The organism is Oceanidesulfovibrio marinus (assembly GCF_013085545.1).
Lineage (GTDB): Bacteria > Desulfobacterota > Desulfovibrionia > Desulfovibrionales > Desulfovibrionaceae > Oceanidesulfovibrio > Oceanidesulfovibrio marinus.
Window position 1 is genome coordinate 4618384 of record NZ_CP039543.1, and the last position, 26780, is coordinate 4645163.

The window sequence follows — 26780 nt, forward strand, 5'->3', positions numbered from 1 at the left end:
TTCCCCGTATTTCTGCATCCGAATAGAGCGAACGTGCGCCATTTCAAGATCGGACCTCTCGACGTCATCCTTCTCGTGCTGCTCGCGGCCGGCGTGGGCTATCTCGCCTACGTGGTCGAAGCCAGAATGAACTATACGTGGCGTTGGGACGCCATGCCCAAGTACCTGGCCTACTATGATGAGGAAAAGGGCCGCTGGGTCGCCAATTTCCTGCTCCAGGGGCTCTTCGCCACCATCCGCATCAGCATCCTCGCCACCATCCTGGGCAGCGTCCTCGGCCTGCTCATGGGCCTGGCCCGCACCAGCCGCTCCGGCCTGCTCCGGCTGCTGGGCACCGGCTATGTGGAGCTCGTGCGCAACCTGCCACCTCTGGTGCTCGTCTTCATCTTCTACTTCTTCTTCTCCGACTACATTGCCCAGGTGCTGGGCCTGGACGACGCCGTGCGCCACGCCCCGGACTGGCTCCAGAACGTCATGCGCGTCGTGTTGGCCGAACCCTCGCGCTTCACCGCCTTCCTCTCGGCCGCCATCACCATCGCCCTCTACGAAGGCGCCTTCATCACCGAGATCGTCCGCGCCGGCATCCAGTCTGTGGAGTACGGCCAGTGGGAAGCGGCCTACGCCCTGGGTCTCTCGCGCTGGCAACGGCTGCGCCACGTGGTCCTGCCCCAGGCCTTCACCCGCATCGTCCCGCCCCTGGCCGGCCAGTTCATCTCCACCATCAAAGACTCCTCCATCGTCAGCGTCATCTCCGTCAGCGAGCTCACCTTCCAGGGCATGGAGCTCATGGCCTCCACCTACCTCACCTTCGAAATCTGGATCACCGTGGCTCTGCTCTACTTCTCCATGACCTTCACCCTGTCCATGCTCGCCCGCCGCCTCGAAACCTCCCTGGCCCGCCGGCTGGGGTAAGTGCTGTTCGAGGGCTCCGCCCTCGAGCACCCGCCAGGGGGCGTGGGGGACAGCGTCCCCCGTATGCCGCATCACACCATGCGCTGGCTGTGCCGGGCCAGGCACAGGGCGATATCCTTGGCCAGGTACGAGGGTTCGTTGACGAATGTGGGGTAGAGGCCGGGGGCGCCGGTGTAGGGGATGGTGCGGCCGTGGAAGTCGAGGAAGAGCGGGTCGCCCGGCTGGAGGGGCTGGTACACGCGGCGGGTGCGTTCCGGGTGGACCATGGCGGTGAGGCGGCCATCTGCGTCGCGCGGGAACGGGATCGTATCGATTTCGGTGTACACGTCCAGGGGCAGGGGGGCGTCGGGCCAGCGGCCGGCGGCGTACTCGGCGACGAGGTCGAGCAGGGTATGGGCGAGGCACAGGGTGGGGAAGTAGATGGCGGCGTTCAGGCTGCCGGGCATGACCGGGCCCACCTCGACGCCCATGCCGTGGCGGGCGATGGTGGGCAGGTAGGGGGCGTCGCCCGTGGGTGCCGGGAACTGGTAGCAGCGGACTGCCAGGGGGTCGGGCTCTGCGGCCAGGCGGTGGATGGCCAGGGCGGCGAGGCGGAAGAGGAACGGGTCCTCGCCGGTGATGTTGCAGTTGAGGCCCATGTCGGACGCGGCCGAGTGAAAGTCGAGGATCAGGTCGGTGGCGGTGTCTGGCCCTTTGGGACCGAGCTGGGCGTTGATCGCCTTGGCCCGGCGCTGCTCGACCGAGTGCAGGGAGGCGTCGGCAAGCTCGGCCGCAGCGAATGAGCGGTTCAGGTCGCCGTCCACGCCGCGGCGGCAGGCGGCTATGGCCGCCTCGTTGGCGATGAGGGCGGTGACGTCCAGGCCGGGCCGCTGCATACGCTCGGGATGTTGCTGGAAAGCGCGGACAAGGGCCACGCCGGTGAGCTCGTCGCCGTGGGTGCCGCCCACAAGGGCTACGGTGCGGATGGAATCGGAGGAAGGAACGTGCGGGGACATGATCGGGCGTGTTCTGTGCGTTGGAGGATGGATTCGATAGGGACCGGGCGACAGCCCGGACCGCAGCGCCCAGCGTACAGGAAACAGCCGCCGCGAGGCAATAACGCTGACAGGACAACGCCCCGCGCGTGGGCGGCGGCGTAGGCGGGCTATTACGGCCCGGCCTTTCCGCTTCGATTTTCCGTCGCCTCAGCTCCGGGGAGGCGGCGTGTGGGTCTGGAGGTAGCGTGCGATCTGCATAACGATGAGCAGCGGTTTGGGCGGGGTGGAGCGGATCAGGGTGGGCACGTCGATAGCGCCTCCCACGCCGTCGCGGAACGCCTCCGTGTTGAGGTCGGCCTCGAAGTACGAGCGCCGTGCCGCCTCCTCCACGATGTTGGGCGATTGCCGCCACGGGTCCACGTTGGCGCCGGGCCGGACGAGCTTGTTCAGCAGGATCTTGATCTTCCTGCTGGCCGTGGCCGCAATGCAGTAGGGCATGTTCCGGTACGAATCGAGATGGCAGTACATGCCGCTGGTGTGGGGCACGGAGCGATACAGGCGGAAGATGTCCTGAAACGCCGTGCGGAACAGGGTGCCGTTGATCTTCCAGCGGTAGGGCGTGCGGCAGGAGAGCTCCACCACGCGGTTGTCCGAGAACACCTCGTGCGGATTGAAGAACCGTCTGTTGATGGCGTAGTAGCTGAGGGCGTCGTCCATGCCCACGGAGTAGACGACCTCGAACTCCTTGTAGGTTCTGGGCCGGAACGCCTTGAGCATGTCCAGATAGACCTGCCGGCGGTTGTGCGCCGCATCCTGCAGCTCCGGACTGAGCGCCGGGTTGGTGGGCATGGCCAGCGCCTTCCTGTCGATAACCTTGACACACGTTCCGTGGATGAGCGGTTTCTGCGGCAGTTGGTTGCCCTTGAGCAGCACGTCGGAAAAGAAGCCGCCGAGGATCACGTCCTTCTCATGCAGGCCCATGCGCCGCCAGGCGCTGAGCACGTGGGAGTGGATGAAGAAGTTGTCGAAGCCGGCCAGCTCGGAGCAGGCGTCGATGTGGTCCAGGTAGTAGTCGGAGTTCTGGGTGTACAGCCGGAACTTCAGCTCGGCCACCTCGGCGATGCGTTCCGCCAGGGCGCTTTCGCGGTTTGCGGACTCGGAAAAGGTGAGGGCCTCCACCTTGGGGTTGCCGTGCAGCAGGCTGGCCACCACGCGGGAGTCGCTTCCTCCGCTGAGCAGGATGCCGATGGCGTCGTAGTCCTGGTCCACCTGCCTTACGTTGCTTTCGGTAATGCGGCGCAGCTCGGCGGCGCACTCCTCCAGGGTAAAATCGATGCGCTCCGGCTCCACAGGCAACCAGTAGCTGGCAATTGTGAGCCGGGCGTCCTGGCCGCGGCGTAGTTCCGAGGCGGGCGGCATTGTCCTGATGTTTTCAAGCAGGGTGTACGGCGAGGTCGGCGTCTTGAACAGGATGCACTCGGCGATGGACACGGGGTCGAGTGCATCCTGGCCCGAAAGGTCCGCCACGATGTTGATCTGCGTGCCGCAACAGAAGGCCGGCTCGCCGCGCCGCGTGTACTCGGTGTGGTAGATAGGCGTGAACTCCAGCATGTCCGTGGCGAGGAGCACGTTCCCGGTGGATTTCTGCACGGCCAGAAGCGCGAAGGGACCGTTGAAATGGTCCTTCCAGCAGATCGTCTGCTGGCTTTCGAAGGCCTGCGCAACCAGAGCGGCGAGGGCCGGCTCGTTTTCTGCCGCACCGGGTGTGGCGCAGTGGCGGCCCAGAAATGACGGGCTGCCCAGCAGTATCAGCAGCAGGTCCGGGCCCTCGATGAAGGTATGCGCTGTGGAAATGCGATGGATGGAGCCGAAAACGCCCCATGCGCCGGTGCGTGTGACGATGGCGCAGGTATCGTCGCATCGACGCTTGATGAGTGATTCGAGCAGGTCGGCGTCGTCGGGGTTCGTCGAGAAGAAGAAGTCGTTCATCGTATCTGAGCACCTGGTCCGCAGCGAGAAGTCGCGTTGATCGTGTCGTGCAGTGGGTCGACCAGTTCAAAACAGCGCCGTGCGCATGGCTGGGGCAGAGCATCCGGTGGCGCGTTCCGGCTCGGGCACAGTGTGCGAAAAGCAAGTTGCGACTGGGTCGGGAGACGCCGCCGGGTAGTTCTCTTCCCAATACCCTACATATACCGAAACGATCGGAAAAATCTACGGATTATATCGCCAGCCACCCACGACCATCGCAAGGCAGCGTCTGCGTTCAAGCCGCTTTCATAAAGCGATTGCTTTCGTCTTCCGCTTCCCTCGGGAACGCGGCTCGTGTATGCTGTTTCGATGCGAAATCATTCTCCCTTTCTCCTTGCAGCGGCCGGCATTGTTCTGGCGTTGGCGGTTGGCTGCGCCGGCACGCGCGACCTTGGCAATGGCACGGCCCAACTGCAACGGGGCGAGTATGATGCGGCGGTGGAAACGCTTACCAAGGCTCTGGGGCACGAGAAGATGCGGGATTCCGACCGCAGCGATGCGCTTATGCTCCGGGGGCAGGCGTACCTTGAGCAGGAGGAGTACCGGAAGGCGCTGGACGACCTCAAGGCCTCCCTGGAGCTGGACCCGTCCAAGACGCAGGCGCGGTTTTATCGCGGCGTGGCTCTTCTGAAGCTGGGAAATCTGGACAGCGCGGCAGAGGATTTCACCGCGGTCATCCAGTCCTACCAGAAACGCTCGCGGACCGACTTTATGACCGGCCGGGAGACGGTGCAGGATGAGACCGTGCAGATGGCCGCGCAAAGCTACATGCATCTTGGGGAGATAGATCTGTACAAGGAGCGCTACCCCGAGGCGATGCACAACTTCGACACGGCCGTGCGGCTGGTGCCGTTCGACCCGGAGCTCTACCTCATTCGCGGCGGGGCCCTGCGGCTGATGGAGCAGGAGGACTTTGCCGAAAAGGACCTGGCTATGTTCGAAAGGCTGTCGGACAACGCCACGGACGCGCCGGAGTCCAGGCTCGCGCCCCTCAAGCTCAAGGAGTCCATCCGGCTGTACGACTCCGGGGACTATGGAGACTCGGTGCGCTTGGCGAGCGAGGCCATCGCGGATAACCCGCAGTACGCCGCAGCCTACCGCCGGCGGGGGCTGGCCCGGCTGCAGCAGCACAAGCTGGAGGCCGCGGAAAAGGACTTCGGCAAGGCCATAGCCCTGGACACCGAGTATCTGGAAGGGTGGCTCTACCGCGCCTACGTGCGCATGGAGCAGCGCGAGTACAAGACGGCGCTGCGGGACATCAACCACGTGCTCTCCCAGCGGCCGGACTGGACCGAGGCGACGCTGTACCGGGGCATGGTCCTTTCCCAGGACGACAAGCACGCGGCGGCGCTGGAGGACTTCAGGACCGTGCTGGAAGCGCGGCCCGAGGATGTGACCGCGCTGCAGGGCGAGGCGTACAGCCTGTTCAATCTGGAGCAGTACGACCAGGCCATGGCCGTGCTGCAAAAGCTCCTGACCCTGGCGCCGGACTCTGCGACGGCCAATCGTCTGGTCGGGCTCATTTACATGCAACACGAGCAGTACGAGCAGGCCCTGGCCTCGCTGAACAAGGCGGAGCAGCTTGGAGACGACAGCATGCAGCTCTATCTGGCGCAAGGCGCCGTGCTTCGCGCCATGGGCAACGAGGAGCAGGCCGCCATGGCCTTTGACAAGGCCCTGGACGCCTCGCAGGCCGAGGATGTGAAGGCGATGCTGCCCATCCTGCGGTAACACGGCGCACGGCATGGCATGACGCGGCGGATGCGTCTGGGGTGTTGTTCCGAGGTGCCGCCTGGGTCGCCGCCAGGAGCACGGCCTACGGGCTGACCATCCCGCAGGCGACGCGCCGGTCGGCGCACCCCATCAATCCAACGCACTCGACAATGAGAAAGGCCCCGCGCCCTGGAACTCTTCCGGGGTCGGGGCCAAGTTGTTGCGTGTTATGACGATCCGCGGTTCTGGCGCTGTGCAGATGTCCTCTACAGCCGCGCCATGTCCACGCTCTTCTTCCATTCCGGCGGGGTGAAGCCCAGGCGGGAGAGGTTCTCTCCCACGCGGACCATGGCCGTGAACCGGGGGACGTAGAGCATGGTCTCCCGCGCCAGGCGGTACCGGCTGGGCAGGGTGTGGTTCACCGCGGCCAGCTCGAAGAAGTTCTTCGCGTCGGTCATATCCACAAGTCGCTGGATCTTGTTCTCGCCGCAGTTGTAGGCGGCGATGGCCAGGGACCAATCCCCGAACTGCTCGTACAGCGTGCGCAGGTAGGCGGCTGCGGCCATGGTGGATTTGATCGGGTCCCGCCGCTCGTCCTGGCCGTTGCCCACCTGCAGGCCAAAACGCCTGGCCGTGGCGGGCATGAACTGCCAGATCCCCATGGCGCCTGCGTGCGACAACGCCTGCGGACTGTAGCCGCTCTCTATGAACGGCAGGTAGACGAGCTCGCGGGGCAGTCCGGCCTTGGCGAGCACCTTCTGCACCATGGGCGCGTACTGGTCCGACCTGGCCAGCCACTTGGCCAGCCGCGGCCGGATGGTGCGCGTCAGGAACAGGAACTGCGATTCGATCTGCTCCCGGCCCGCGGGCTCCGGCACGTACAGTGAGTTGCCGAGAAACGCCAGGGCCGCACGCTCTTCAGGGAAGAACACCAACGCTTCGGAAAAACCGATCCACGGGGCGAAGAACTCCGAGTCCATGTCCACATTGATCGTCGGTGGCAGGGCCTTCATCGATTCGCCGCGCTCCAGGCCCGCAAACGTAATCTCGGGCCGCTTGGCGGTTGAGCAGCCGAGCAAGGAGACGGCGATGAGTATGAGGAGGAGTATCTTGTTCCACATAGTGTTTTCCTTGCGTTTTCGGTCAGGCGCCGTAGGGGCGCACAGACTCCGAAGTTCCTCCTAGAAAGAATTGTGCCAATGGCGAATCCCCATGAATTCCCGGTAGCTAGCTCTGGATATGGGGTGTGCGGCGGCGCGAAGTCCGGTTCCTGCGGAATCGTCCTTGTCCGGTGTGGGCGGAAGGTCTTCTGTAAAAGGAATGTAAAACCAGCGGGTTGACGTATTCGTCACGAAGCGGGGAGGTGATTGGGGATTCCCACTCCAGCCGTCCGCTTTTACCGGAGATGCATGGCAACCATCCGCATGAACAATTTCAATGGGTTGAGGCGTTTTATCCGGAAGCGGCCTGAAAACACTCCGGATTGCGCGTATCGGGGCTGGATTTTCTGGAATATGTGGTTGGAGGACGAGCAGGAAATGAAGAAAGGGCTGTTGGCGCGGAAAAATCGCGACGGCATCCCAGATGATTTATGCAGTCCACTGCAACAATTCGATATTTCACGGAGAGCGTGGACAGGCGAGGAGACGCTGGCAGGCTACGTAATCCGGCAGACCTCTTTTGGCGAATCAATGTCCACATGCTCGAATAATCGGGGAATTATCAGACATGCTCATGCCATATTGATGCTTGAGTCTTGGTTTTCCATACGACGTGACTGCATATTTACGAGCCGAAACGGACCTTCGGGGAAAAATTTTATGATCGCGGCCAGATAAGTTGGATGTCATCGCAGCAGGTGGTCATGGCATGCTTCTTTCATAACAAATTTTCGCCGGAACTGGTTCGATTGTCAGGAAGAATGCATGACGCCAAAAGAAGCCTCAGGAGGACCGGTTGGTAGACGTTTCCATGCATACACAGATCAACCCTGTGTCCTTCGCCGGGAGAGGTCATACGAGGCGTAGCCAGGGAGGCCCCATGACCAAGAAAGCTGCTGAAAGCACTGTCCCATATAGTCTGAGTCGCGACACGTTCGAGACGTTGAGCGAGATAGCGGACACCAAGGAGGCGTCGGTGCGCGAAATCATCGATGAGCTGGTACAACGATATCTGGACTATGGTCGCGACAATCAGCGTGTCCTGAAGAGCGGCCCTGTTTTCGAGAAGCGCTCGTTCTGCAGAAAGAGCGGCGATATCCCCGCCATCCTGCAAACCAGCGACTCTAAACGAAATTTCAATGCGCGCTCCGCGACCATACGCAACCTGTCCATGGGGGGCGCGCTGTTTACTATACCAAAATCATCGGAAGTGGTCGTCCTGGATAACGAGACGCCCGTGGAAATAATCTTCTATCTGAACAAACAGGAGGAGCCGCTCATTCTGCAGGGGCGGGCGCGGCGGCTGGAGCAGGAGCAGGAATCGGTCTTTATCGGCATGGAGTTCGTGGACTGCGACTTCACGGACTACCAGGAGCTGGCGCGGTACGTACTGCAGTAGCGGCCACGGCTATCGCCGCACGGCCTCGGCCACCAGCACGCGCAGCTCGTCCACCATCTCTCTCAGACTCGACACGTGTTGCGACAGAAGTCCCCACGCCGCAGTGGGGGCTTCTTTTTCTATGGTCAACGCTTCCTGGCGCGCCTGCTCGGCGCCGATGGTCCCGGCCACGGACTTGAAGGAGTGGGCAATCCGCTTCACCTCGTTGCGGTCGTTGTTCTTCACGGCCATCTGCAGGTCGTCCATGTAGCCGGCGGCGTGGGAGAGGAACTTCTCGCACGCCAGGCGCACGAGGTCCTCGTTGTGGCCCATGTTGTCCCGCAAAATTTCGAGGTCGAGCACTGCCCCGTCGGACGTGGCGCTTTCGTCTTGCTCCTTTTGCCGCGGAGTCTCCCTGTCGCTTGTGATTGCGGCAATGGCCTCGCGGATGGTGGCCAGCTGGATCGGCTTGGAGAGATGGGCGTCCATGCCGGTCTTGCGCCACTCCTCCTCCGGCGGCTTCTGCGCATGGGCGGAGAGCGCGACGATGGGCGTGGCTGCCAGCCGGGGATTTTTCAGCGCGCGGATGCGCCGCGTGGCCTCATAGCCGTCGCAACGGGGCATCTGCAGGTCCATGAAGATGACGTCCGGCGTGAAATTTTCGAGTGCCTTCAGTGCCTCCAAGCCGTCCGCGGCCGTGCGCACCTCGTGGCCGTCCAGCTCGATCATGGCCGTGATCATCTCGCGGTTGATCCTGTTGTCCTCCACCAGCAGCACCCGCGCAGGAGACACGTCGACGGCTTCTCCGGCCGCCAACTGCTCGGCCACGGCCAGTGCAGTGGCCCGCGGCAGCCGGATGTAAAAGCGGAAGGTGCTGCCATGGCCGGGCTCGCTGGAGGCTGAGATATCGCCGTTCATGAGCCGGATGAGCTGGCGGCTGATGGAAAGTCCGAGCCCGGCGCCGCCGTAGGCCCTGCCGGCGGTGTTGTCGCCCTGGGTGAAGCGGTTGAAGATGCGCTGGAGATCCACGGGCGCCATGCCGATGCCGGTGTCGGCGATCTCGAAGGCGATGGTCACGCCATCGTCGCCTGGGGCTGCAGGCTCCGCATCCTTCGGAGCCGCATCCGCCTGGTCGGGGGAGAGCTGCCGGACATCGCGTGCCAGGGTGACGGTCATGCGCACCGAGCCGTCGGCCGTGAACTTGATGGCGTTTCCCACGATGTTGAACAGCACCTGCTTGAGCCGCATGGGGTCGCCGCGCAGGAACTCCGGCACGTCCTCGCTCACGGTGTAGGAGAAGTTCAGGTTTTTGGAGGCGACCTTTTCCAGAAAGATGTTGCTGGTTTCGCGCATCAGCTCCAGCAGGCTGAAGGGCTGCGAGGCCATGGAGAAGGTGCTGCTCTCCAGTCGGGAGAGATCGAGCAGGTCGTTGATGAGCCCCCGGAGCATGTCGGCCGAGTAGGCGATGCGGTCGAGGTTCCGACGCTGGGCGTCGTCGAGCTCGCTCAGGGACAGAAGCTCGGTGATGCCGATGATGGAGGAGAGCGGCGTGCGCAGCTCGTGGCTGATGTTGGCCACGAACTCGTTCTGCATGCGCACGTTGGACTCGGCCGCGTCCTTTGCCTTCAGCAGGATGGACTCCACGCGCCGGCGCTGGGTTATGTCCCGGCCGATGCACAGGAGCGCCGGCTTGTTGTCGAAGGTGATGCGCCGGGCGCTGACGTCCAGTGGCAGGACATGGCCGTCCTCGCGCATGAGCTCCACCTGGAAGGTGAGCATGTCCGTTGCGTCGCCCAGCATGTCCGGCGGGTTGTCCGTGCGGGCCACGAGATCCTGAAGGGTGAACTGGCGGATCTGGTCCAGGGAGTAGCCGAGCAGCTCGCGGAACACCAGGTTGGCGTCCAGGAAGAACCCCTGCAGATCGTGGATGAAGATGGCGTCGCCTGCAGAGTCGAACACGGTCTTGTAGCGCAGCTCCATCTCCTGCTGGAGCTTTTCTGCCTGCAGGAGGGGGGAGATGTCGTGCGCTGAAAAGGTGAACATCCGCGAGCTGTTGTCGCTGGCCCCCAGCGGATTGATCCGGCAGTCGAAGGTGAGATTGTCGCGTGTAATGGTGAACGCCTTGGGCTTGTTCTCCCGGATGGACTCTTCCAGCTCGGTGTGGACCGCGTCGCGCACTTGCTCGGGAATGAAATCGAAGAGATTGCGGCCCACAAGTTGGCGGGGATGGGCGTCGACGGCCCGCGACCAAGCCAGATTGCAGGCATGGATAATGGAGTGCTCGTCCACCAGGGCGAAGTAGTCGTCGCTGGCGTCGATCAGGGCGCGGACAACGTTGCGGCTCTCGATGATCTCCTGCTCGAACTGGTTGCGGCTGTCGTCGTCGCACTGATCCGGCGGTAATGCGTCGACAGGGCTGGCCGCCGGGAGAGCCTGCCGTAGCGCCGCGTTCTCGCGTTCGAGCTCGGCTATGCGCTCTTCCAGCTCATTCCGGCCGGGAGCCGGGGCGCTGGACTGTCTCTGCTCGGTCATATGATCCACGCGGCTTTCACTGTAGCTGGAGAACTGGAGGATGCGCGCTTCTTGTCGTTTGCCTCGTCAACGCAGGGAGAGGTGGTGCTTCTTGAGCAGCTCGTAGAGCCGCGCGCGGGAAAGACCGGAGACCCGGCAGGCCTCGTGTTGGTCACCCTGAGCCGAGTCCAGCAACCGGGTGAAATAGAGGCGCTCCACCTCGTCCACGACGCGCGTGCGCACCTCCTTGAAGGTGGGCAGCTCCTCGTCCCGGTCAAGCTCCTGCTTCAGGGCTGCGAAGTCCGGCGTGATCAGCGGCGCGTTTTCATGCTTTTCCAGCATGGTCTTCTTGAGGTGGACACGTATCTCCATGGGCAGGTGGTACGTTTCCAGAACAGGCTCGTCGTCGGCCAGGGTCACGGCCGTGCTCACGGCGTTGAGCAGCTCGCGCACGTTGCCGGGCCAGTCGTAGGCGCTCAATGCCTGGAGGAACTGGGCCGAGGGCTCCTTGAGCGGGACGTTCTGCTCGGCACAGACCTTCTCGATAAAAGTCTTGGCCAGGATCTCGGCGTCGTTCTCGCGTTCGCGCAGGGGCGGCAGGATGAGGGCGATGGTGTTGAGCCGGTAGTAGAGGTCCTTGCGGAATGCGCCGGCCTCCACCATGGCAGAGAGGTCCCTGTTGGTGGCCGCGATGAGCCGGAAGTCGCTCTGGGTCTCGTGCTTTGCACCGATGGGCCGGAAGCGCTTCTCCTGCAGGACGCGGAGCAGGGACTTCTGGGTGTTCAGGGGCAGGTCGCCGATCTCGTCGAGGAAGAGGGTGCCCTTGTCGGCCTGCTTGAACAGGCCCTCGCGGGTCTCTCGGGCGTCGGTAAAGGAGCCCTTGTGGTGGCCGAAGAGTACGCTTTCCGCCAGATTTTCCGGGATGTTGGTGCAGTCCACCACCACGAAGTTCCAGGGCGCGCGGTCGCTGGACTCGTGGATGGCGCGGGCAAAGAGCTCCTTGCCGGTGCCGGTCTCGCCCACGATGAGGCAGTTGGCGTTGGTGGCCGCGGCGCGGAGCACGGTGGTGATGCAGTTGCGTATCTTGGGGCTGTCGCCGGAGATGGCCGAGACGGAGCGCGGCTTCTCCTCGGCCATGACGCGCTGCTTCTCGCGCTGGCGCAGGGCCTGGTCGGCGGCCTTGGAGACGTCGCGGGCATTGATCGGTTTTGGGATATAATCCCAGGCCCCGCGGTAGAGGGCGCGCTCCGCGCTCTCCGCGTCTCCGGCTCCGGTAATGACTATGACGGCCGGGGAGTTGGGCAGGGTGAGAAAGGTGTCCAGCTTTTCAAGACCGTCGCCGTCCGGGAGCAGCACATCCAGAAAAATAAGATCGAAAGGTTTCTGCTGCGAGAGGCGGAGCCCGTCGCGGAGGGTCTGGGCGGCCTCGACTTCGAGGTTCTCGCGGGCCAGCAACCCTTCCAGCATGTCACAGATAAAAGGATCGTCGTCGATGACGAGGACGCGGACAGCGGTCATCTCCGCAACGGCAGTGGTGCCTGAGCGAGCCGTCACGACTGGCTCTCAAGGTTGCAGCTGGCTCCAGAAATATCGGCGGAGTGAAGCATGGGTACGGCCTTTTGTTGTGCGATATCGAACATGAAATGACAAGTATACAGCATATTTCAATGGTTATGTTATGTTGACACTGCGATTGCGTCAAGTAATTTCCGAAGAACACGGTGCCTTTGGGAGGGGTTTTTCGGGAAACATGGATGTCTCTTCATGCGAAGCGTGCTATAGAAGGCTGGAATCTCCGGAACTGCCGGCTGCGGCCCAGGCACCGCGGAGAGTCCGAAAATCCCGGAATTCGGGGGCGGATACGGTAGGGATCTCTTTGGCAATGCGCCGTGAATTCATCCGTATTTGGAAGGAAAAAAAGACGGTAGTCAGTCCGTAATACATTGATATTTTTAATGGATAGTGTGGGTAAAAGAGCGCCTGGAGTGGGGCGGATGAGCTGGAGCCGCAGGGCTGGCCGAATGGTGGCATACATATTGTAGCAATCAGGTCAGCAAATCGGAGGGACTTATGAACAAGCTCATCACCACACTCATCCTGCTCGCGATCCTGGGCCTTCCCGTGGTTGCCGCAGCAGCCGTGACTCCCGAACCGCTTACTCCGCCCGAGACGGAGAGGCTGCACCAGATGGAGCAGCAGAACGACATGAGCGGAATGACGGGTGGGGATTTTTCGGACGCTGCAAGTCAACGCGCCACCTACATTCAGTACGGCATTACGGTGGGCATGGCGCTTTTGGCAACAGGAGTGCTCTTCTTCACAGTGCGGGGCGTCCGGAAGCTGAAAATCTATCGCTCGGTCGTGGGTGATGAACAGCGCCGTTGGAAGAGGTTTGCTTTGCGGGTGGACGGCAACTCCACCATTGTCCAGCCCAAAGACAACTACCACAAGCGGGTAGTGGGCAGGGCCGTAGACATCTCCAAGCACGGCGTGGGTCTGGAGGTGGTGAGCGAGGGAGCGCTGCACAAGGGTGAAGTGATCGATTTGGACATCATCCTGCGCGGAACCAAGAAGGTGCGACTGCCCCACCTGAAAGGCACGGTTTGCTGGGCAGCTGGCAAGAAGGTAGGCGTTAAGCTCAACAAGGCTTTGGACCTGTCGACCATCGATTCGCTGCTTTCGGTGACGACGCGACCAGTAGTGGTGTGAAAATGAACGTCACGCGCAGACATTTCCTCGGCGCAATTGCGATGACGCTGGCGGTAACGCGACTTGGGTTCGCGCAGCCGGCAGTCGATGAAGTCGCACTGCGCCACTTCGACAACGAGTCGGTTCTTCCGGTTCGTTTCGAAGAGCAGCTGACCAATTTCAGCTGCGGCATGGCGTGTCTGGTCAGCGTGCTCAACTACTGGGGTGTTCCGAGCGACCAACAGGTCCTGATCGACGAGTACCCGCCCGACCACGGTTCGCGCGGCTACTCACTGGGAGAGCTCAAGCGCATCGCCATGGACCGGAACCTCAAAGCGTTCAGCCTGCAGGGAGGATTCAACTTTCTCAAGCAGCAGATTTCCAAGGGACGTCCGCAGATTACACCGCTGCTCATTCCCTACGGGGAGTTCGATTTCGATAGAGTGCGGAGAATCCCTGGCGCAGGCCGCCTCTTCGGCGGCATGAGCCGAAGGCTGACCGGGTCGTACTCGCACTTCGTGGTGGTAAGTGCCATCGCAGAAGGACGCGTACTGGTGATGAACCCAATGTACGGGCTTCAAGAGATTGAAGAGTCGAGGTTCCTGGACATGTGGAAAAAGCAGAAACAGTCCATGCTGTTAGTAGCCTCGTGATCCGTATGGAATGACACGGAGGGAATTATGAACACCATCCTCAAGATCATCACGTTAGGCGTGTTGGCCATGGGCCTTGTCCTTCTCGTCTCTGCGGCGGCATTTGCGGCCGAGGACGCGACAGAGGACGGAACCACACAAATCATCTGCATCAATGACATTGAGCAGATGCTGCAACCGGCTGAACAGGCTGTGGCCCGTGCAAGGGCTGCCGGCCAGGAAAACCTCGCTGTTCGTGCGCAGAAGGCGTTGGACAGGGCGCGCGCCCTTACCGACAACCTGGGCAAGCTGAACAACGATTGCTTTGACGGAGCATGCGATGAGATCGTTTCCCGTCTGGCCCGCGACCACGTCAAGCAGGCCTTGCTGTACGCCGCCGGCGCAGAGCTGATCGCGGCCGGCGAACCTGCCGACGTCCTGCTGGAGCAGGCGGAGCTGAACGAGAACATCCTGGATTCGGCCTTCAACTGCGCAGCGTCCCTGGTCTATGACGAGAACGGCGTCCGCGAGCAGGTGAAGCTGTCCGAGGAACCCAGCACGGCGGAGAACCTCAGCAATCAGGAGGAACCCGCGCTGGTGAACCTGAACGACGAAGGGTATGTTGACGACGATCTGTCGCCCTGCCTGTGCCTCGGCGACGTTGACTACGAGCAGTTGGCCTTTATCGGTATTGCGGACGAGGATATCGTGGCTGCCGGTCCCGCGACTCTGGGTGGTCCCGTGCTTATGACTCCGCCTACATTCAGCGACGGGCCGCGGGTCTTCCCGAATCCGACTCCGAGCGGGCCTTTTGGTCCACTTCCTCCGCCGGAAACCGCTAGTGGCCCCTAAACATTTGTTCAGAAATGTTGTAAGTAAAACGGGCCGTCCCAGAATCGGGCGGCCCGTTTTGTACGTACAACATTGTTTTTATTAACTGGAAGAGGGAATAATAAGGAGAGGGGGCATCATGCGAACGATCAGCGTCTTGATTCTGGCCGCGCTTATGAGTGTATCGTCCTGGATTGTGCCGGCCAAATCATGGGCAATCAGCTTGTACGAGTTCGGCCATACAGCGCCTCGGCCTGCGCAGGGCGGCGACTACCACTTTAAGTGGGGCCGCACTGCTATAGTGCCCCGGTTGGCGTACACGGGCCTGTATGATTCCAATATCTATCGCGAGCCGGACGATGTGACAGGCGACTGGGTGAACATCATTTCACCTGGCTTGATGCTCCTTCACGAGCGTGATCAGAACACCTTTTTGATGCTTTCCTATGACGCTGATATCTATCTGTACTCCTCCAACCCGGACATCAACTTTGTACGCCACACCGGCCGCCTTGAAGGCCAGTACATGTTTCCGTCCAACTTTTACGTCCGGGTTGAAGATCTGTTCGTGCACACTGCAGACCCCACGGGCGATGACAACCTGTTCCGCCAGGATGAGTACAACGTCGAGCGTTGGTACAATATCGCAAATATTGCACTCGGATATGAGACCTACAAGTTCGGTGCGGAGGTAGGGTATGAGAACTACCTGCACCGCTACGACGAGTCCATTGACTACTGGCAAAACGAGAATGCGCATACCGCGCATGTGGAATTGCGTTACCGCGTTTTCCCCAAAACTTCGTTGACTGCCCGATATGAGCTCAGCTTCATTGACTATCCCAAACAGAACAATGGCGACAACAACATCGGCGCCACCAGCAGCACCTCAGAGGACAACACCCTGAACCAGGTGTTCCTCGGCGTCCTTTTCGACCCCACGGCCAAGCTGCGCGGCTATCTGCGCGGCGGTGTCGGCTGGAAGGACTACAAGCACAAGCGCAACTGGGACGGCGCCAAGTACAATGACATCGTGACCTGGGTTGTTCAGGGCGACCTGGAATATCTCTACTCCGAGAACCTGACCTTCGCCCTGGAAGGCGAGCGTTCCCTGCGCGACACCAGCGATACCCGCTACAACTACTTCTTCTACAACAGCGTCGGCCTTGATGTTGACTACTCGTTCTACGAAAAGTGGCTGGCCAGTCTGGGCGGCCGTTACGAGTACGTGGAGTACAACGGCGCCGGCATCTATAGCGACAGGCTCGACAATATCTGGAGCGGCGAGGCCAACCTCGACTATGCGTTCCGCGACTGGCTGAGCCTCGGTGTTTTCTATCAGATCCGCAATCGCGACTCCAACCTGGGTTCCGAGGATTACCTCAGCCACCGTGTCGGCTTGTCGATCGCCGCGGAATACTAGCATTTGCGAGGCTTATACGCATGATTCAACGATTCGGAAGCGCCAATACGCTCACCTTGATTGCAGCCCTTACTGTTCTGCTGGCGCTTGTGGGCTGCGGTGGTTCCTCTCAAACCGTTATCCGTTCCGAAGCGCCGGCCCAGGCTGGCGCTTCGGATGACGCCGCACTGTCCGGGCTGGATCAGGAAGAGGTGGAATTGTTGCAGACCCTGCAGCAGTCCACGCAACCTGGTGAGCTCAGCTCGCAGGAAGCCGGGCTCGTCAGGGCCTCCACGACCATGAGTCCGTCCGAGTACCTGGCCAAGTACGGCTCCGGCTCCGTAGACAGCGACTACCAGGTGGGCGGCGAGGACATCCTCTCCATTTATGTCTACGAGCAACCGGAGCTGACGCGGGAGCTCGTGCCGGTCTCGGGCGACGGCTTCATCTCCTTCCCGTTCGTCGGCGCGCTCCAGGTGGCGGGCATGACCACGGAGCAGATCGGCTCGGCCATCCGGGCCAAGCTCATGGAAGGCGGCTACCTCATCGACCCCCAGGTCTCCGTGGTCGTTAAGGAGTACAAAAGTAAGACCGTGCTCATCCTGGGCGCGGTGGAGACTCCCGGACGCTACCAGCTGGAATCCAACGAGACGCTGCTCGACATCCTTTCCCGCGCGGAAGGCGTGAGCCTGCGTGAGGGCGGCAACCTCAACAGGGCCAGCCTCGTTCGCATCGTGGAAGATGCATCCGGCAGGCAGACCAAGGTCTCCATCGAGTTCGACCTCCGCCGGTTGCTGAGCGGGCAGGACCATCTGGCGAACCTGGCGCTCAGGGACGGCGACGTCATCTACGTGCCCATGGCCGACAAGGTCTATGTCATGGGCGAGGTGCAGAACCCAGGCGCCTTCGTCATGGGCGACAACCAGCTCAACATCGTCGAAGCTATCGGACTGGCCGGAGGCTTCACGCGGCTTGCTGCGCCGAACCGCACAAAGATCGTGCGCAAGGACGGCGGGGTGGACCGCATATTCATCGTCGACGTTGATGATATCACCGAAGGCGACGGCCAGGGATTCATCGTCAAACCCAACGATATCGTTATCGTCCCGGAGAGCTTCTTCTGATGGAACACGATAGGGAAATCATGCACCTGCGGGACTACCTGCTGGTGCTTCGGAAAAGGCGTTGGCTCATCGCGAGCATTTTCATCGTTGTAGTCTTGCTTGCCGGTCTCTTCACCGTGACCATGCAGCCCGTGTACGAGGGCGAGACCATCCTGAGCATCGAGCCTGACGAAGCGAATGTCGTATCAATTGAAGAGGTGTTCACCGTGGACGCCTCCAATACGGAATACTATCAGACGCAGTACAACATCATCTCCAGCCGTTCCATTGCGCGGCGGGTGATCAAGGAGCTGAACCTCGACGAGAGCGAGGAGTTCTTTCCCAAGCCGGGCAGCTCCCTGGTGGCCCAGACGGCGCGCTGGTTGAAGGAAACCATCGGCGAGCTGAAAGGGGCCATCATGGCCATGTTCAAGCCGCCGAGCTCCGGTGGAGAAGGGCTCTCTCCGGAAGAAGCCCGCATGCAACAGGCCGTGGCCATCTTTGCGACACGGCTCTCTGTGGAACCCGTGCGGAACTCCCGGCTGGTGCAGATAACCTTCGAGGCGCACGATCCCGCTCTGGCCAAGCAGATTACCGACACCATCGCCCAGGAGTACATCAACCACAGCATGGAGATGCGTCTCTCCACCATCCAGGATGCTATCGCCTGGCTGAACAAACGCATCGCCAAGGAACGGGTGAAGGTTGAGAACGCCGAGAGCAGGTTCCAGGCGTTCAAGGACCAGCACAGCATCATCTCCGACTTTTCCGCGAACATCGAGCAGGTCAAGGCCAACCAGCTTGCCGATCTGCGCGCCAAGATCGTGGATGCCGAGACGGAGATGATCGAGGCCAGAACCCGCTACCAGCAGACCAAGAGCCTGATGGACCAGGGGCAGCCGCTGGACTCCATTCCCGCGGTCCTGGAAAACCAGCTCATCCTCACCATCAAGCAGAAAGAAGTGGAGTTGCGCAACCGTCTGAGCGAGCTCTCCAGAACCTACGGCCCCAACCACCCGCAGATCCGTTCCGTGAACGCCGAGCTGGCGACCCTCGAATCGAGGATGCGCACCGAGGCGACCAAGATCATGGAATCGCTGCAGAACCGGTACCAGCTCGTCAAGTCGCGCTATGATTCGCTGGTGGCCTCGCTCCAGGAGCAGGAAAAGCAGGCTCTCGGGCTCAACAAGCTCGCCGCCGAGTACAATACGCTCAAGAGCGACGCCGAGGGCGCCCGCGAAATCTTCAACATGCTCGTGCAGCGCTTCAAGGAGGCATCGGTCAGCGAGGACATGCCCACCGTCAACATCCACGTGGTGGACGCCGCGCAGGTGCCGACGGACCCGGTCCGACCCAAGACCTTCATCTACATGGCCGTGGCCGCCATCTTCGGCCTGGGCCTTGGTCTGGGCGTGGCCTTCCTCCTGGAGTACCTGGACAACACCCTGAAGACGCCGAGTGACGTCAAGCGCTGGCTTGCGGCGCCGTTCCTCGGGGTCATCCCATTCCAGAGGGGCGTGACCAGCAACAGCCCCGGCATGCTCGCTTCGGTCATCGATCCAAAATCGCTTGCCAGCGAGGCGTACAGGAGCTTGCGCACCAACGTACTCTTTTCCCTGGCCGACCAGGAGCCCAGGGTCTTCCAGGTTACCAGCGCCGGGCCGGGCGAGGGCAAGACCCTGACCGCCATCAACCTGGCCGTGACCATGGCCCAGAACGGCTCCAAGACGGTCATCGTCGACTGCGACCTGCGCCGGCCCATGGTCCACAAAACGCTGGGCGTGCATCGGCAGCGGGGCGTCTCCAACATCCTGGCCAATCCCAAGGAGGACATCGAGTCGATGATCCTGGAGACGGACGTGCCCAACCTCTATGTGGTGCCGGCCGGACCCATTCCGCCCAACCCCTCGGAGCTCCTGGGCGGCAAACGCATGCAGGAGCTGCTGGACCATCTGAATCCCATGTTCGACAAGATCATCGTGGATACGCCGCCTGTCACGGCGGTGACGGACGCCAGCCTTATCGCCGGCAAGGTCGAGGGCGTGGTCATGGTTGTGCGCGCCTTCGCCACAAGCCGCGAGGTCGTGCGCACCGGACTGGACATCCTGCGCAAGCTCAACGCCAAGATCCTCGGCGTGGTGCTCAACGGCGTGAAGCTCGAAAAAGAAGGGTACTACTACTACCAGTACTACTATTACTACTACGCCTCGGACGGCGAAGGCGGCCGCAAGAGAAGACGGCGGAAGACCCAAGAGGGGGCCGCCTCTGCATGATCGATTGCCACCATCATATCATCCCCTCGTTTGATGATGGAGCAAGAGACCCGAGCGTTACTCTGAAAATGTGCCGCATCGCGGTGGAGGATGGGGTGCGCGGGATCATCGCCACCCCCCATCACCGCAACGGGTTGTACAACTCCAAGCCGGAGGTCGTGCGAGAGAAGGTCGCCAAGCTCAACAAGTCCATCGGGAAGATCGGTCTGGACCTGACCATCTACCCGGGCTGCGAGGCGCATATCTCGCCGCATCTGGCTGAATCCGTCGAAGCCGGCGAAACCCTGACCCTCAACGACGGCTGCTACCTGCTGCTGGAGCTGCCGCCGCAGGAGATGCCCCTGGGCGTGGAGCAGCTCGTCTTTGATCTGCAGATGCGCGGCATCTATCCCATATTGGCCCATCCGGAGCGCATCGGCAGCGTGCAGCGCGATCCGGACAGCATCTTGCCGCTGGTGCATGCAGGCGTGCTCATGCAGCTCACCGCCCTGAGCCTCACCGGCGGTTTCGGTCACGAAGCCCAGGAGTGCGCCGAAACACTCGTGACCCGGCGCATGGCGCACATCATTGCCAGCGATGCCCACTCGTTCCGGCACAGGACGCCGAAAATGAGCATGGCCATGGAGGCAGCCGCCATACTCCTCGAAGACGAGGACGAGGCGCGACGCATGGTCGATGATGTCCCGTCTATGGTGCTCCGGGGCGAGCCGTACGACCCCCCGCCGCCAGTGGAAGCACCGCCGCAAAAGCGGTCCTTCTTCTCATTCCTGTGGGGGAGATGATGAAAGAGAATTCGCATGGCGACGAGTTTAAGCTCACAGATACTCTGATCGTTTTGGTCCTGCTCACGCTGGGGCTGGTCCAGCTCGCCTTTGGCGGTGTCTTTGTCTGGAGCTACTCGCGCATGACGGCGGCGTTGCTCGGGCTGGCCATCATCACGATGCTGGTGCGTTTCATCCGCCTGTTCATCGATGCGAAGCCCATGGCCCTGCCCGGGCCGGTTTTTCTGCTGCCGTTTGTCTTTCTCTTTCTCGGATTCACTCAAGTCATTCCCCTGCCTCCGGGGCTGGTGGGGATCCTCTCGCCGGAGCGCCTGCGCCAGGTGGATCAGCTCGCCGGGATCGGCGCCGTGGACCCGCACAGCTGGATCACCCTGTCCATTGCGCCGCACACCACGTGGCTCTGGATGGCCAGGCTCGCCTCGTACATCACGGCGTTTGTGCTTGTGGTGTACAGCGTGCGCAGCCGGAAGCGCGCCATCGCAATTATCCTTGTCCTGGCGGGCTTCGCCCTGTTTCAGATTTTCTACGGGTCGGTGCAGGCGTACTCCCACACGCCGCGAATCTGGTGGTGGGTCAAGGACCTGCATGAATCTTTCGTCAGCGGCACGTACTTCAACCGAAACCACTTGGCGGGATTCCTGGAGATAGTCCTGCCGCTGTGGCTGGGCTTCACTTTCTGGATGGTCCACCTGCACGCCATGCGCAAGCTGCCCAAAGAGGTGGTGGAGGCGGCGGAAAAAAGCCGCCACCGCAGAAGGCGCGTGAAGGCGGATTCCCCGCGCTACTACTCCTGGCGCAAGATAGGCCTGCGCCAGAAGCTGGTGAGCCTTGCTTCGCGCCTGGAGCGCCAGGCCAGACCGGCCGCCTGCTACACAGTAGGCGCCGTGCTCTTCGTCGGCCTGCTGCTCACCGGGTCGCGCGGCGGCATCCTCGCGTTCATCGCCAGCCTTATCGTCATGGGCGTGCTGATGCTGTTCTTCAAAAAGTTCAACGTCAGGGTGAAGGCGCTGGCCGTCCTCGTGGGCTTCAGCCTGGTGCTCGGACTGTTCATCGGCATGGAGCAGACCATGGAGCGGTTCGAGCAGGAGGAAGGCCTGTATCACCGCATCGCCATCAGCCGCTCCGTACTGCCCACGGTAGGCGATTACGCCGTGGCCGGTGCCGGCCTTGGCAACTTTCGGCAGCCGTACCTGGCGCACAGCCTGCCGCGATACGGCGGCCGCATAGAGCTGATCTATGCCCACAACGACTGGCTGCAGATCGCCGTGGAGGCTGGCATCCCCGGCATGATCCTTTCGGCGGCCGGGTTCTTTGCGCTGCTGTTCTGGGGATTCCGGCGCTGGCGGCGCAGACACGACATCTTCATCCTCGGAGTCGGTCTCGGTCTGCTCGCGGGCATCATCAGCCTGGGGCTGCACTCGCTCACCGACTTCAACATGCAGATACCGGCCAACGCGATGACATTCGCCATGGCCATCGGCCTGCTGGCGGCCGTGCTGACCATGCGCCATACAAAGAACGGCCTCGCCCCCGGCTTCTGGGAGCAGGGGATCATCGTGCAGAGCCGTTTCAACGCCATGGTGCTGCTGCTCATAGGCATTGTGGTGGCCGGCGTGCTTCTGGACAAGAGCATGAGCCACGCCATCGCCGAAAACATCTGCGCCACGGAGCGCAACCCCATGAAGCGGGTGACGCATCCGTGCGGTTTCGACGAGGTTTTCAAGGCATTGGACGTGGACCCCGCCGACCCCTCGCTCTGGGCCAGGCTCGGCGCCATTTACCAGGAGCAGCAGGGGCAGAGCAGGGCGCTGCGCGCTCTGCACGCGAAAAAGGCCGTCAAGGCCTACACCGAATCCCTGGTGCGCCAACCGGTCAATGGCCGCAGCTGGCTTTACCTCGGGGAGAGCAGGCTCAAGTTGTTCGTGGTTACAGGAGACTTTACAGACCTGGAGCTGGCCGAAGAGGCCTTTGCCGTGGCCTTGCAGCAGCGACCCAACGATGCGCAGCTTCTGAGCCGTCTGGCCGAGCACCGGCTGTGGCTGGCCAGGCTTATGCCGCCGGGGCCGCTCAGCCGTAATCTCAAGAACGACGGCATCTTCTTCGCCAAACGCTCGTTGCAGTGCTGGCGGTGGGACTGGCGCCAGGTGGTGCCCATGGTCCTGCTCTATACCCAGGACCCCGAAGATCTGAAGCAGATTGTACCCGACCATGAGGACCCGGGCAGGAAGATCGTGCGCTATCTTGAAAAACAGGATATCCACTTTCCCCCCGACACTTTTGCTTGGGAAAAAGAGGAATCAGGTGCGTAATCGTGCCCAGGCGTCAGTGCTTTTTTGGTAGACATCTCGTCCAGACGGGCATCATCAGCCCCGGACAGCTGGATCGCGCCATCAGCCGCCAGAAGCAGAGCAACACGCTGCTTGGCAAGCTGGCGCGGGAAAGGAATCTGCTTGCGCCGGAGCAGATCGAAGCCATTCTGGAGCAGCAGAAGCAGGACCCGCGGCGCTTCGGCGAGCTGGCCGTGGATATGGGCTTCATCAGCGGCGATCAGCTGGACAACCTGCTGGACAATCAGGCCAACAACCACATCTACCTTGGCGAGGCCCTTATCAAGGAGAACATCCTCAGCCAGGATGCCCTGGTGGCGCAGCTCAACATCTTCCAGAACCTCATGCTGGCGCACGAGGAGGAGCTCGCCCAGTTGCTTTCCAGAGCCGAGCACGGCGAGGAGCTGCTGCAGCTTTACGAGATCACCCGCACCTACTTCTTCCGTATCGGCTTTCTGTCAAAGGCGGTGCGGCTGGAGCGTGGCATCCCCGAGGATATCCACGGCGCGCAGGTGTTCATGGAGCAGCACGGCAAGAAGGGAAATGTCTCCTACTTTGGCACCATTCTGCCGGAAAGCCTTCTGGGGCAGCTCGCCTCCCCCCTGCGGGAGCTGGGCGACGTGGATCTGAGCAAGGACCGCGAGATCGCCAGCGAGGTGCTGCACAACCTCAACTTCCTCTACTGCGAACGCTGCCGCAAATCGGGCAGAAAGGTTCGCCACGGCGCCGTGCGCATCGATCTGCCGTCGTCTGTGACCTCCATCGAGAGTCTGCGCCTGCAGACCACCTTTGACGACTTCGCCATCGCCTACTGCACGTAGGCTGCCTTTCTGTTTCTGTAAATTTTCTGCAAAACCTGTCCGGAAAAACCGGCAGTAATCCGGTACGTACCGACGCATGAGGGGTACGTAGTCCGGACTCTATGGAATCGCTCCGTGGTCTTCCGGGTTACTCACTAAAATCATTAACAAAGCCTCCCCTGAATAAAGTGGCATGGCGCTTGCGTAATGAAGCGTATCAAGGAACCCGATTCAGGGGGGGCATTATGAACCGCATAGACAATCCATATCAACACCTCGCGTTGTCCGCCCTTCAGGTGGGCGATGCGGTTCTGGCCGGAGGGCTTTTCTACGCCTTCTGGAAAATGCACGTAATCCCCGTCGGTACGGAGATGGAGTACCAGGTGCTTACGCTGCTCATCGCCTTTGCCGCTCCCGCCAGCATGAGCCTGTCCGGCGCGTACCGCAGGTGGCGCACTTCGAGTGTCTTCGCCGAGCTGCGCAGCGTGGCCACCGGGTGTATCATTCTGTTCATCGGTCTGGCCGTGGCCGGAGCGCTGCTCAAGGTCAACCAGATCTACTCTCGTGTTCTCTTCGGTGAATGGTTCCTGACATGGTCCGCCACGCTTCTCTTGGCGCGGGCTCTGGTCCGCAATGTTCTGCGCGTTGTGCGCAAACGCGGCGGCAACATCCGCAAGGCGGTCGTGGTCGGGGCCGGCAACACCAGCAAACGCATTGCCGAGGCCATAGCCAGTGAGCCTGGTCTTGGCATCCGCCTGCTCGGCCTGTTTGATGATTCCAAGGGCGGGCAGCAGGATACGTTGCCCGTGCTCGGAACCACCAAAGAGGTGCTGGAGTACGTGAACCGCGAGAAGGTCGACATCGTCTACATCTCTCTGCCCATGCGCAAGGAAGCGAAGATCCGGCGGGTGGTGGGTGCGCTTTCCGATTCCACGGCCTCCGTGTACATCGCGCCCGACATGTTCTCCTACGGACTGCTGCTTTCGGGCCAGACAGACTACCTGGGCGGAACTCCCACCATAGCTCTTTGGGAGAGCCCCTTCCACGGCGTCAGCTCCATCATCAAGCGGCTTTCGGACATCGTGCTCTCCAGCGTGATCCTCTTCCTCATCTCGCCGCTCATGCTGGCCATCGCCCTGGCCGTGAAGCTGTCCTCCAAGGGCCCTGTGTTCTTCGTCCAGTGGCGGTACGGTCTTAACGGCGAGCCCATCCGCGTCTTCAAGTTCCGCACCATGCGCGTGATGGAGGACGGCTACGAGTTCGTGCAGGCCGTGCGGGACGATCCGCGCGTGACCAGGGTAGGCGCCTTCCTGCGCAAGACCAGTCTGGACGAGCTGCCGCAGTTCATCAACGTCCTGCTGGGCACCATGAGCGTGGTGGGGCCGCGGCCACACGCCGTGTCCATGAACGAGGAGTACCGCAAGCTCATCGCCGGCTACATGCTGCGCCACAAGATCAAGCCCGGCATCACCGGTCTGGCGCAGGTGAACGGCTACCGCGGCGAGACGGATACCGTGGACAAGATGGAAGGGCGTGTACGCTTCGATCTGGAGTACATCAGGAAGTGGTCGCTGCTGCTCGATCTGATCATCATCGGCAAGACCATCAAGCACTGTGTGACAGCGGACGCCTACTAGAAATGTCGAAGACCGCGCCCCTCAGAGAGCGTCTGGGGGGCGCTTTTCTTATGGAAAGAACGGTCTGCAGGACTGTCAGGCGCCACACCCGGGCGGCTGCATCGGCCCTTTTCCAAATCCGTGTTGGACGCAGCGCGGCGGAAATTCTATAGTGCCAATACTGGATGCCCCGTGGCTGTGCCGGGTGAAGGGCCGGCGCGGAAAAGACTGTGGTTTCGGCAGCAACGCGGGGCGTGATCCACAACGCTCCACCCCATCCGCCCAGCGCGCGAAACGAGTGCCATGATAGCCTATCTGATAATGATCGCGAGAATCTTCTCGGAGCAGTTCGAACCCTTGAGCGCGGTTATCGGCGTGCTCCTGATCGTCGTCTTTCTGGTGGTGGCGATTCTTGGCAAGATCAGAACGCTCAAGGGCGACTACTTTTTCATCAAGTTCATGCTCGTCTATGTCCTGGTGAATGCGTTGTGGGGGCTGGTGTCGCTTTACAACTTCGGCACTATCCTGGTTTCTCCCATAGTGTATGAGCTCGCAAAGCCACTGTCGCTCATCTGCTTTTACTGGGTCATGCGCAACGGGGCGCTGCTGAATGTTAGGCGATACAATGGATTGCTGATGATGATCATAGCAATCTACGCAGGTATCGGATATTACTCCGGCATGACTGTCGCCAGCGGCATGGTCGCGCGTGCTACATGGCCGGCTGCCCACCACAACTACATCGGCGTTACATTCGCCATTCTCCTCGCATACGTTATTTTCTCGGATCAGAACAAGTTCTTCCGCCTTATCATGGCAGGCGGGTTGTTCATCGGCCTGGGAGCAACAAAGAGTCTGTCCGCACTGCTGCTTTTCGGAACAACTGTCGGGCTGTATTACGTATTCAAGCGCAATCTGGTCAAAATCGCGATCATCGGTGGCGCCATCGTCCTCATCTTCATGGTGGCGGGCGAGTTCTTCTGGCAGAAACGGATGGTGGAGTTCTCGGAAAACCTCAAGGACTTCATGTACATCTGGCAGACGCAGCCAGAAATTTTCTTCGGCGACTCCAGCAAGTGGCGCATCGTGAACTGGAGCCTGCTCTTCGGGCAGTTCGAGATACACCCCTATCTCGGCTGGGGCACGCTCTCCTATAAAATTGTCAATCCCATGCGTATGTTCCGTGGAACCCTGGGCGGATACCATCCGCACTCGGAGTTTCTCAAGTGGCTCGTGTGCTTCGGCATTACTGGAACAATCATCCTGATGTCGACTCTGTTGTACTACGCCGTCAAATCGGCGTTTGATAAGTACAAGGATATGCCGCTGGTCAATGCGATCACATTGGGCAGCATAATCGGTACGTTCTTCGGGTCGGGATTCATGTATCAGGCTATGATGATGATCATTATCATTATGATATGCAAGACGATCCCGGAAGTGGAAGAAGCACACGCCGAAGAACCAGAATCAAGTGAATCGCGAATTTCAACTATATCCTGGGCATAGGTAATGATATGATGCTGCTGTCTCGTATGGATTGTTTTCAGCGCATTGTGGGCTGTATGCTACACAAGTCGACGGCGCGTTTTGCTGTTGCTGTGTTGCTGTTGCTTGGATTGATGCTCCTGACATCATGCAGCTGGT

General features: G+C 61.2%; 20 protein-coding genes. 15 read left to right on the top strand and 5 right to left on the bottom strand.

Going from position 1 to position 26780, the window contains the following annotated elements; translation table 11 throughout:
- Positions 1-33: 33 nt before the first annotated feature.
- Positions 34-912 carry an amino acid ABC transporter permease gene (locus E8L03_RS20205; RefSeq protein WP_244963597.1) on the top strand — a complete coding sequence of 293 codons (879 nt, stop codon included), beginning with the start codon at positions 34-36 and terminating at the stop codon, positions 910-912.
- Positions 913-983: 71 nt separating this feature from the next.
- On the opposite strand, the gene E8L03_RS20210 is transcribed toward E8L03_RS20205, so the two are convergent.
- Together E8L03_RS20210 and E8L03_RS20215 are read right to left on the bottom strand one after the other, a co-directional pair.
- Positions 984-1907, bottom strand: a complete 924-nt coding sequence (locus E8L03_RS20210; RefSeq protein WP_171268336.1) for an aspartoacylase — start codon at positions 1905-1907, stop codon at positions 984-986.
- A 189-nt stretch (positions 1908-2096) separates the two neighbouring features.
- Positions 2097-3878 (bottom strand): asparagine synthase-related protein, encoded by a 1782-nt coding sequence (locus tag E8L03_RS20215; protein WP_144306700.1) that lies wholly within the window; start codon positions 3876-3878, stop codon positions 2097-2099.
- Positions 3879-4226: 348 nt separating this feature from the next.
- Here E8L03_RS20215 and E8L03_RS20220 point away from each other — a divergent pair, with 348 nt between their 5' ends.
- Positions 4227-5648 carry a tetratricopeptide repeat protein gene (locus E8L03_RS20220; protein WP_144306699.1) on the top strand — a complete coding sequence of 474 codons (1422 nt, stop codon included), beginning with the start codon at positions 4227-4229 and terminating at the stop codon, positions 5646-5648.
- Positions 5649-5896: 248 nt separating this feature from the next.
- Here the strand turns inward: E8L03_RS20220 and E8L03_RS20225 are convergent, their stop codons facing one another.
- Positions 5897-6751, bottom strand: a complete 855-nt coding sequence (locus E8L03_RS20225; protein WP_144306698.1) for a lytic transglycosylase domain-containing protein — start codon at positions 6749-6751, stop codon at positions 5897-5899.
- Between the two features lie 288 nt (positions 6752-7039).
- On the opposite strand from E8L03_RS20225, the gene E8L03_RS20230 reads away from it, so the two are divergent.
- Both E8L03_RS20230 and E8L03_RS20235 read left to right on the top strand, forming a co-directional pair.
- Positions 7040-7468, top strand: coding sequence for a hypothetical protein (locus E8L03_RS20230; RefSeq protein WP_144306697.1), 429 nt, complete (start codon positions 7040-7042; stop codon positions 7466-7468).
- Positions 7469-7670: 202 nt separating this feature from the next.
- Positions 7671-8189: a PilZ domain-containing protein gene (locus E8L03_RS20235; RefSeq protein ID WP_167512601.1), complete on the top strand. Its 519-nt coding sequence runs from the start codon at positions 7671-7673 to the stop codon at positions 8187-8189.
- A 9-nt stretch (positions 8190-8198) separates the two neighbouring features.
- Here the strand turns inward: E8L03_RS20235 and E8L03_RS20240 are convergent, their stop codons facing one another.
- Both E8L03_RS20240 and E8L03_RS20245 read right to left on the bottom strand, forming a co-directional pair.
- Positions 8199-10700, bottom strand: a complete 2502-nt coding sequence (locus tag E8L03_RS20240) for an ATP-binding protein (protein WP_171268337.1) — start codon at positions 10698-10700, stop codon at positions 8199-8201.
- Between the two features lie 66 nt (positions 10701-10766).
- Entirely contained in the window at positions 10767-12233 is a 1467-nt protein-coding gene (locus E8L03_RS20245) for a sigma-54-dependent transcriptional regulator (RefSeq protein ID WP_171268338.1), read from the bottom strand.
- A 516-nt stretch (positions 12234-12749) separates the two neighbouring features.
- Here E8L03_RS20245 and E8L03_RS20250 point away from each other — a divergent pair.
- From E8L03_RS20250 to E8L03_RS20300, 11 genes are all read left to right on the top strand, one after another.
- The gene (locus tag E8L03_RS20250; protein ID WP_171268339.1) at positions 12750-13388 is read left to right on the top strand and encodes a PilZ domain-containing protein; all 639 of its coding nucleotides are present in this window, start codon (positions 12750-12752) and stop codon (positions 13386-13388) included.
- 2 nt (positions 13389-13390) lie between these two features.
- Positions 13391-14020 carry a cysteine peptidase family C39 domain-containing protein gene (locus E8L03_RS20255; RefSeq protein ID WP_171268340.1) on the top strand — a complete coding sequence of 210 codons (630 nt, stop codon included), beginning with the start codon at positions 13391-13393 and terminating at the stop codon, positions 14018-14020.
- Between the two features lie 27 nt (positions 14021-14047).
- Positions 14048-14851, top strand: coding sequence for a hypothetical protein (locus E8L03_RS20260; RefSeq protein ID WP_171268341.1), 804 nt, complete (start codon positions 14048-14050; stop codon positions 14849-14851).
- Between the two features lie 118 nt (positions 14852-14969).
- Positions 14970-16253, top strand: coding sequence for an outer membrane beta-barrel protein (locus E8L03_RS20265; RefSeq protein WP_171268342.1), 1284 nt, complete (start codon positions 14970-14972; stop codon positions 16251-16253).
- 20 nt (positions 16254-16273) lie between these two features.
- Positions 16274-17356 carry a polysaccharide biosynthesis/export family protein gene (locus E8L03_RS20270; protein WP_171268343.1) on the top strand — a complete coding sequence of 361 codons (1083 nt, stop codon included), beginning with the start codon at positions 16274-16276 and terminating at the stop codon, positions 17354-17356.
- Entirely contained in the window at positions 17356-19608 is a 2253-nt protein-coding gene (locus tag E8L03_RS20275) for a GumC family protein (protein ID WP_171268344.1), read from the top strand. The genes E8L03_RS20270 and E8L03_RS20275 overlap by 1 nt, the downstream gene beginning before the upstream one ends.
- Positions 19605-20390: a tyrosine-protein phosphatase gene (locus E8L03_RS20280; RefSeq protein WP_244963598.1), complete on the top strand. Its 786-nt coding sequence runs from the start codon at positions 19605-19607 to the stop codon at positions 20388-20390. The genes E8L03_RS20275 and E8L03_RS20280 overlap by 4 nt, the downstream gene beginning before the upstream one ends.
- Entirely contained in the window at positions 20390-22699 is a 2310-nt protein-coding gene (locus E8L03_RS20285) for an O-antigen ligase family protein (RefSeq protein ID WP_171268346.1), read from the top strand. Before E8L03_RS20280 ends, E8L03_RS20285 begins: the two co-directional genes overlap by 1 nt.
- A 2-nt stretch (positions 22700-22701) precedes the next feature.
- The gene (locus tag E8L03_RS20290) at positions 22702-23538 is read left to right on the top strand and encodes a cyclic di-GMP-binding domain-containing protein, MshE-related (RefSeq protein ID WP_171268347.1); all 837 of its coding nucleotides are present in this window, start codon (positions 22702-22704) and stop codon (positions 23536-23538) included.
- 224 nt (positions 23539-23762) lie between these two features.
- Positions 23763-25154, top strand: a complete 1392-nt coding sequence (locus tag E8L03_RS20295) for an undecaprenyl-phosphate glucose phosphotransferase (RefSeq protein ID WP_171268348.1) — start codon at positions 23763-23765, stop codon at positions 25152-25154.
- 282 nt (positions 25155-25436) lie between these two features.
- Complete coding sequence (locus tag E8L03_RS20300; RefSeq protein WP_171268349.1) at positions 25437-26642, top strand: O-antigen ligase family protein; 1206 nt, start codon at positions 25437-25439, stop codon at positions 26640-26642.
- The last annotated feature ends 138 nt before the right edge of the window (positions 26643-26780 follow it).

Bases quoted from the DNA above. Each gene is read 5' to 3' on its own strand.
- E8L03_RS20210 (WP_171268336.1), bottom strand. From the start codon at position 1,907: ATGTCCCCGCACGTTCCTTCCTCCGATTCCATCCGCACCGTAGCCCTT.
- E8L03_RS20215 (WP_144306700.1), bottom strand. From the start codon at position 3,878: ATGAACGACTTCTTCTTCTCGACGAACCCCGACGACGCCGACCTGCTC.
- E8L03_RS20220 (WP_144306699.1), top strand. From the start codon at position 4,227: ATGCGAAATCATTCTCCCTTTCTCCTTGCAGCGGCCGGCATTGTTCTG.
- E8L03_RS20225 (WP_144306698.1), bottom strand. From the start codon at position 6,751: ATGTGGAACAAGATACTCCTCCTCATACTCATCGCCGTCTCCTTGCTC.
- E8L03_RS20230 (WP_144306697.1), top strand. From the start codon at position 7,040: ATGGCAACCATCCGCATGAACAATTTCAATGGGTTGAGGCGTTTTATC.
- E8L03_RS20235 (WP_167512601.1), top strand. From the start codon at position 7,671: ATGACCAAGAAAGCTGCTGAAAGCACTGTCCCATATAGTCTGAGTCGC.
- E8L03_RS20240 (WP_171268337.1), bottom strand. From the start codon at position 10,700: ATGACCGAGCAGAGACAGTCCAGCGCCCCGGCTCCCGGCCGGAATGAG.
- E8L03_RS20250 (WP_171268339.1), top strand. From the start codon at position 12,750: ATGAACAAGCTCATCACCACACTCATCCTGCTCGCGATCCTGGGCCTT.
- E8L03_RS20255 (WP_171268340.1), top strand. From the start codon at position 13,391: ATGAACGTCACGCGCAGACATTTCCTCGGCGCAATTGCGATGACGCTG.
- E8L03_RS20260 (WP_171268341.1), top strand. From the start codon at position 14,048: ATGAACACCATCCTCAAGATCATCACGTTAGGCGTGTTGGCCATGGGC.
- E8L03_RS20265 (WP_171268342.1), top strand. From the start codon at position 14,970: ATGCGAACGATCAGCGTCTTGATTCTGGCCGCGCTTATGAGTGTATCG.
- E8L03_RS20270 (WP_171268343.1), top strand. From the start codon at position 16,274: ATGATTCAACGATTCGGAAGCGCCAATACGCTCACCTTGATTGCAGCC.
- E8L03_RS20275 (WP_171268344.1), top strand. From the start codon at position 17,356: ATGGAACACGATAGGGAAATCATGCACCTGCGGGACTACCTGCTGGTG.
- E8L03_RS20280 (WP_244963598.1), top strand. From the start codon at position 19,605: ATGATCGATTGCCACCATCATATCATCCCCTCGTTTGATGATGGAGCA.
- E8L03_RS20285 (WP_171268346.1), top strand. From the start codon at position 20,390: ATGAAAGAGAATTCGCATGGCGACGAGTTTAAGCTCACAGATACTCTG.
- E8L03_RS20295 (WP_171268348.1), top strand. From the start codon at position 23,763: ATGAACCGCATAGACAATCCATATCAACACCTCGCGTTGTCCGCCCTT.
- E8L03_RS20300 (WP_171268349.1), top strand. From the start codon at position 25,437: ATGATAGCCTATCTGATAATGATCGCGAGAATCTTCTCGGAGCAGTTC.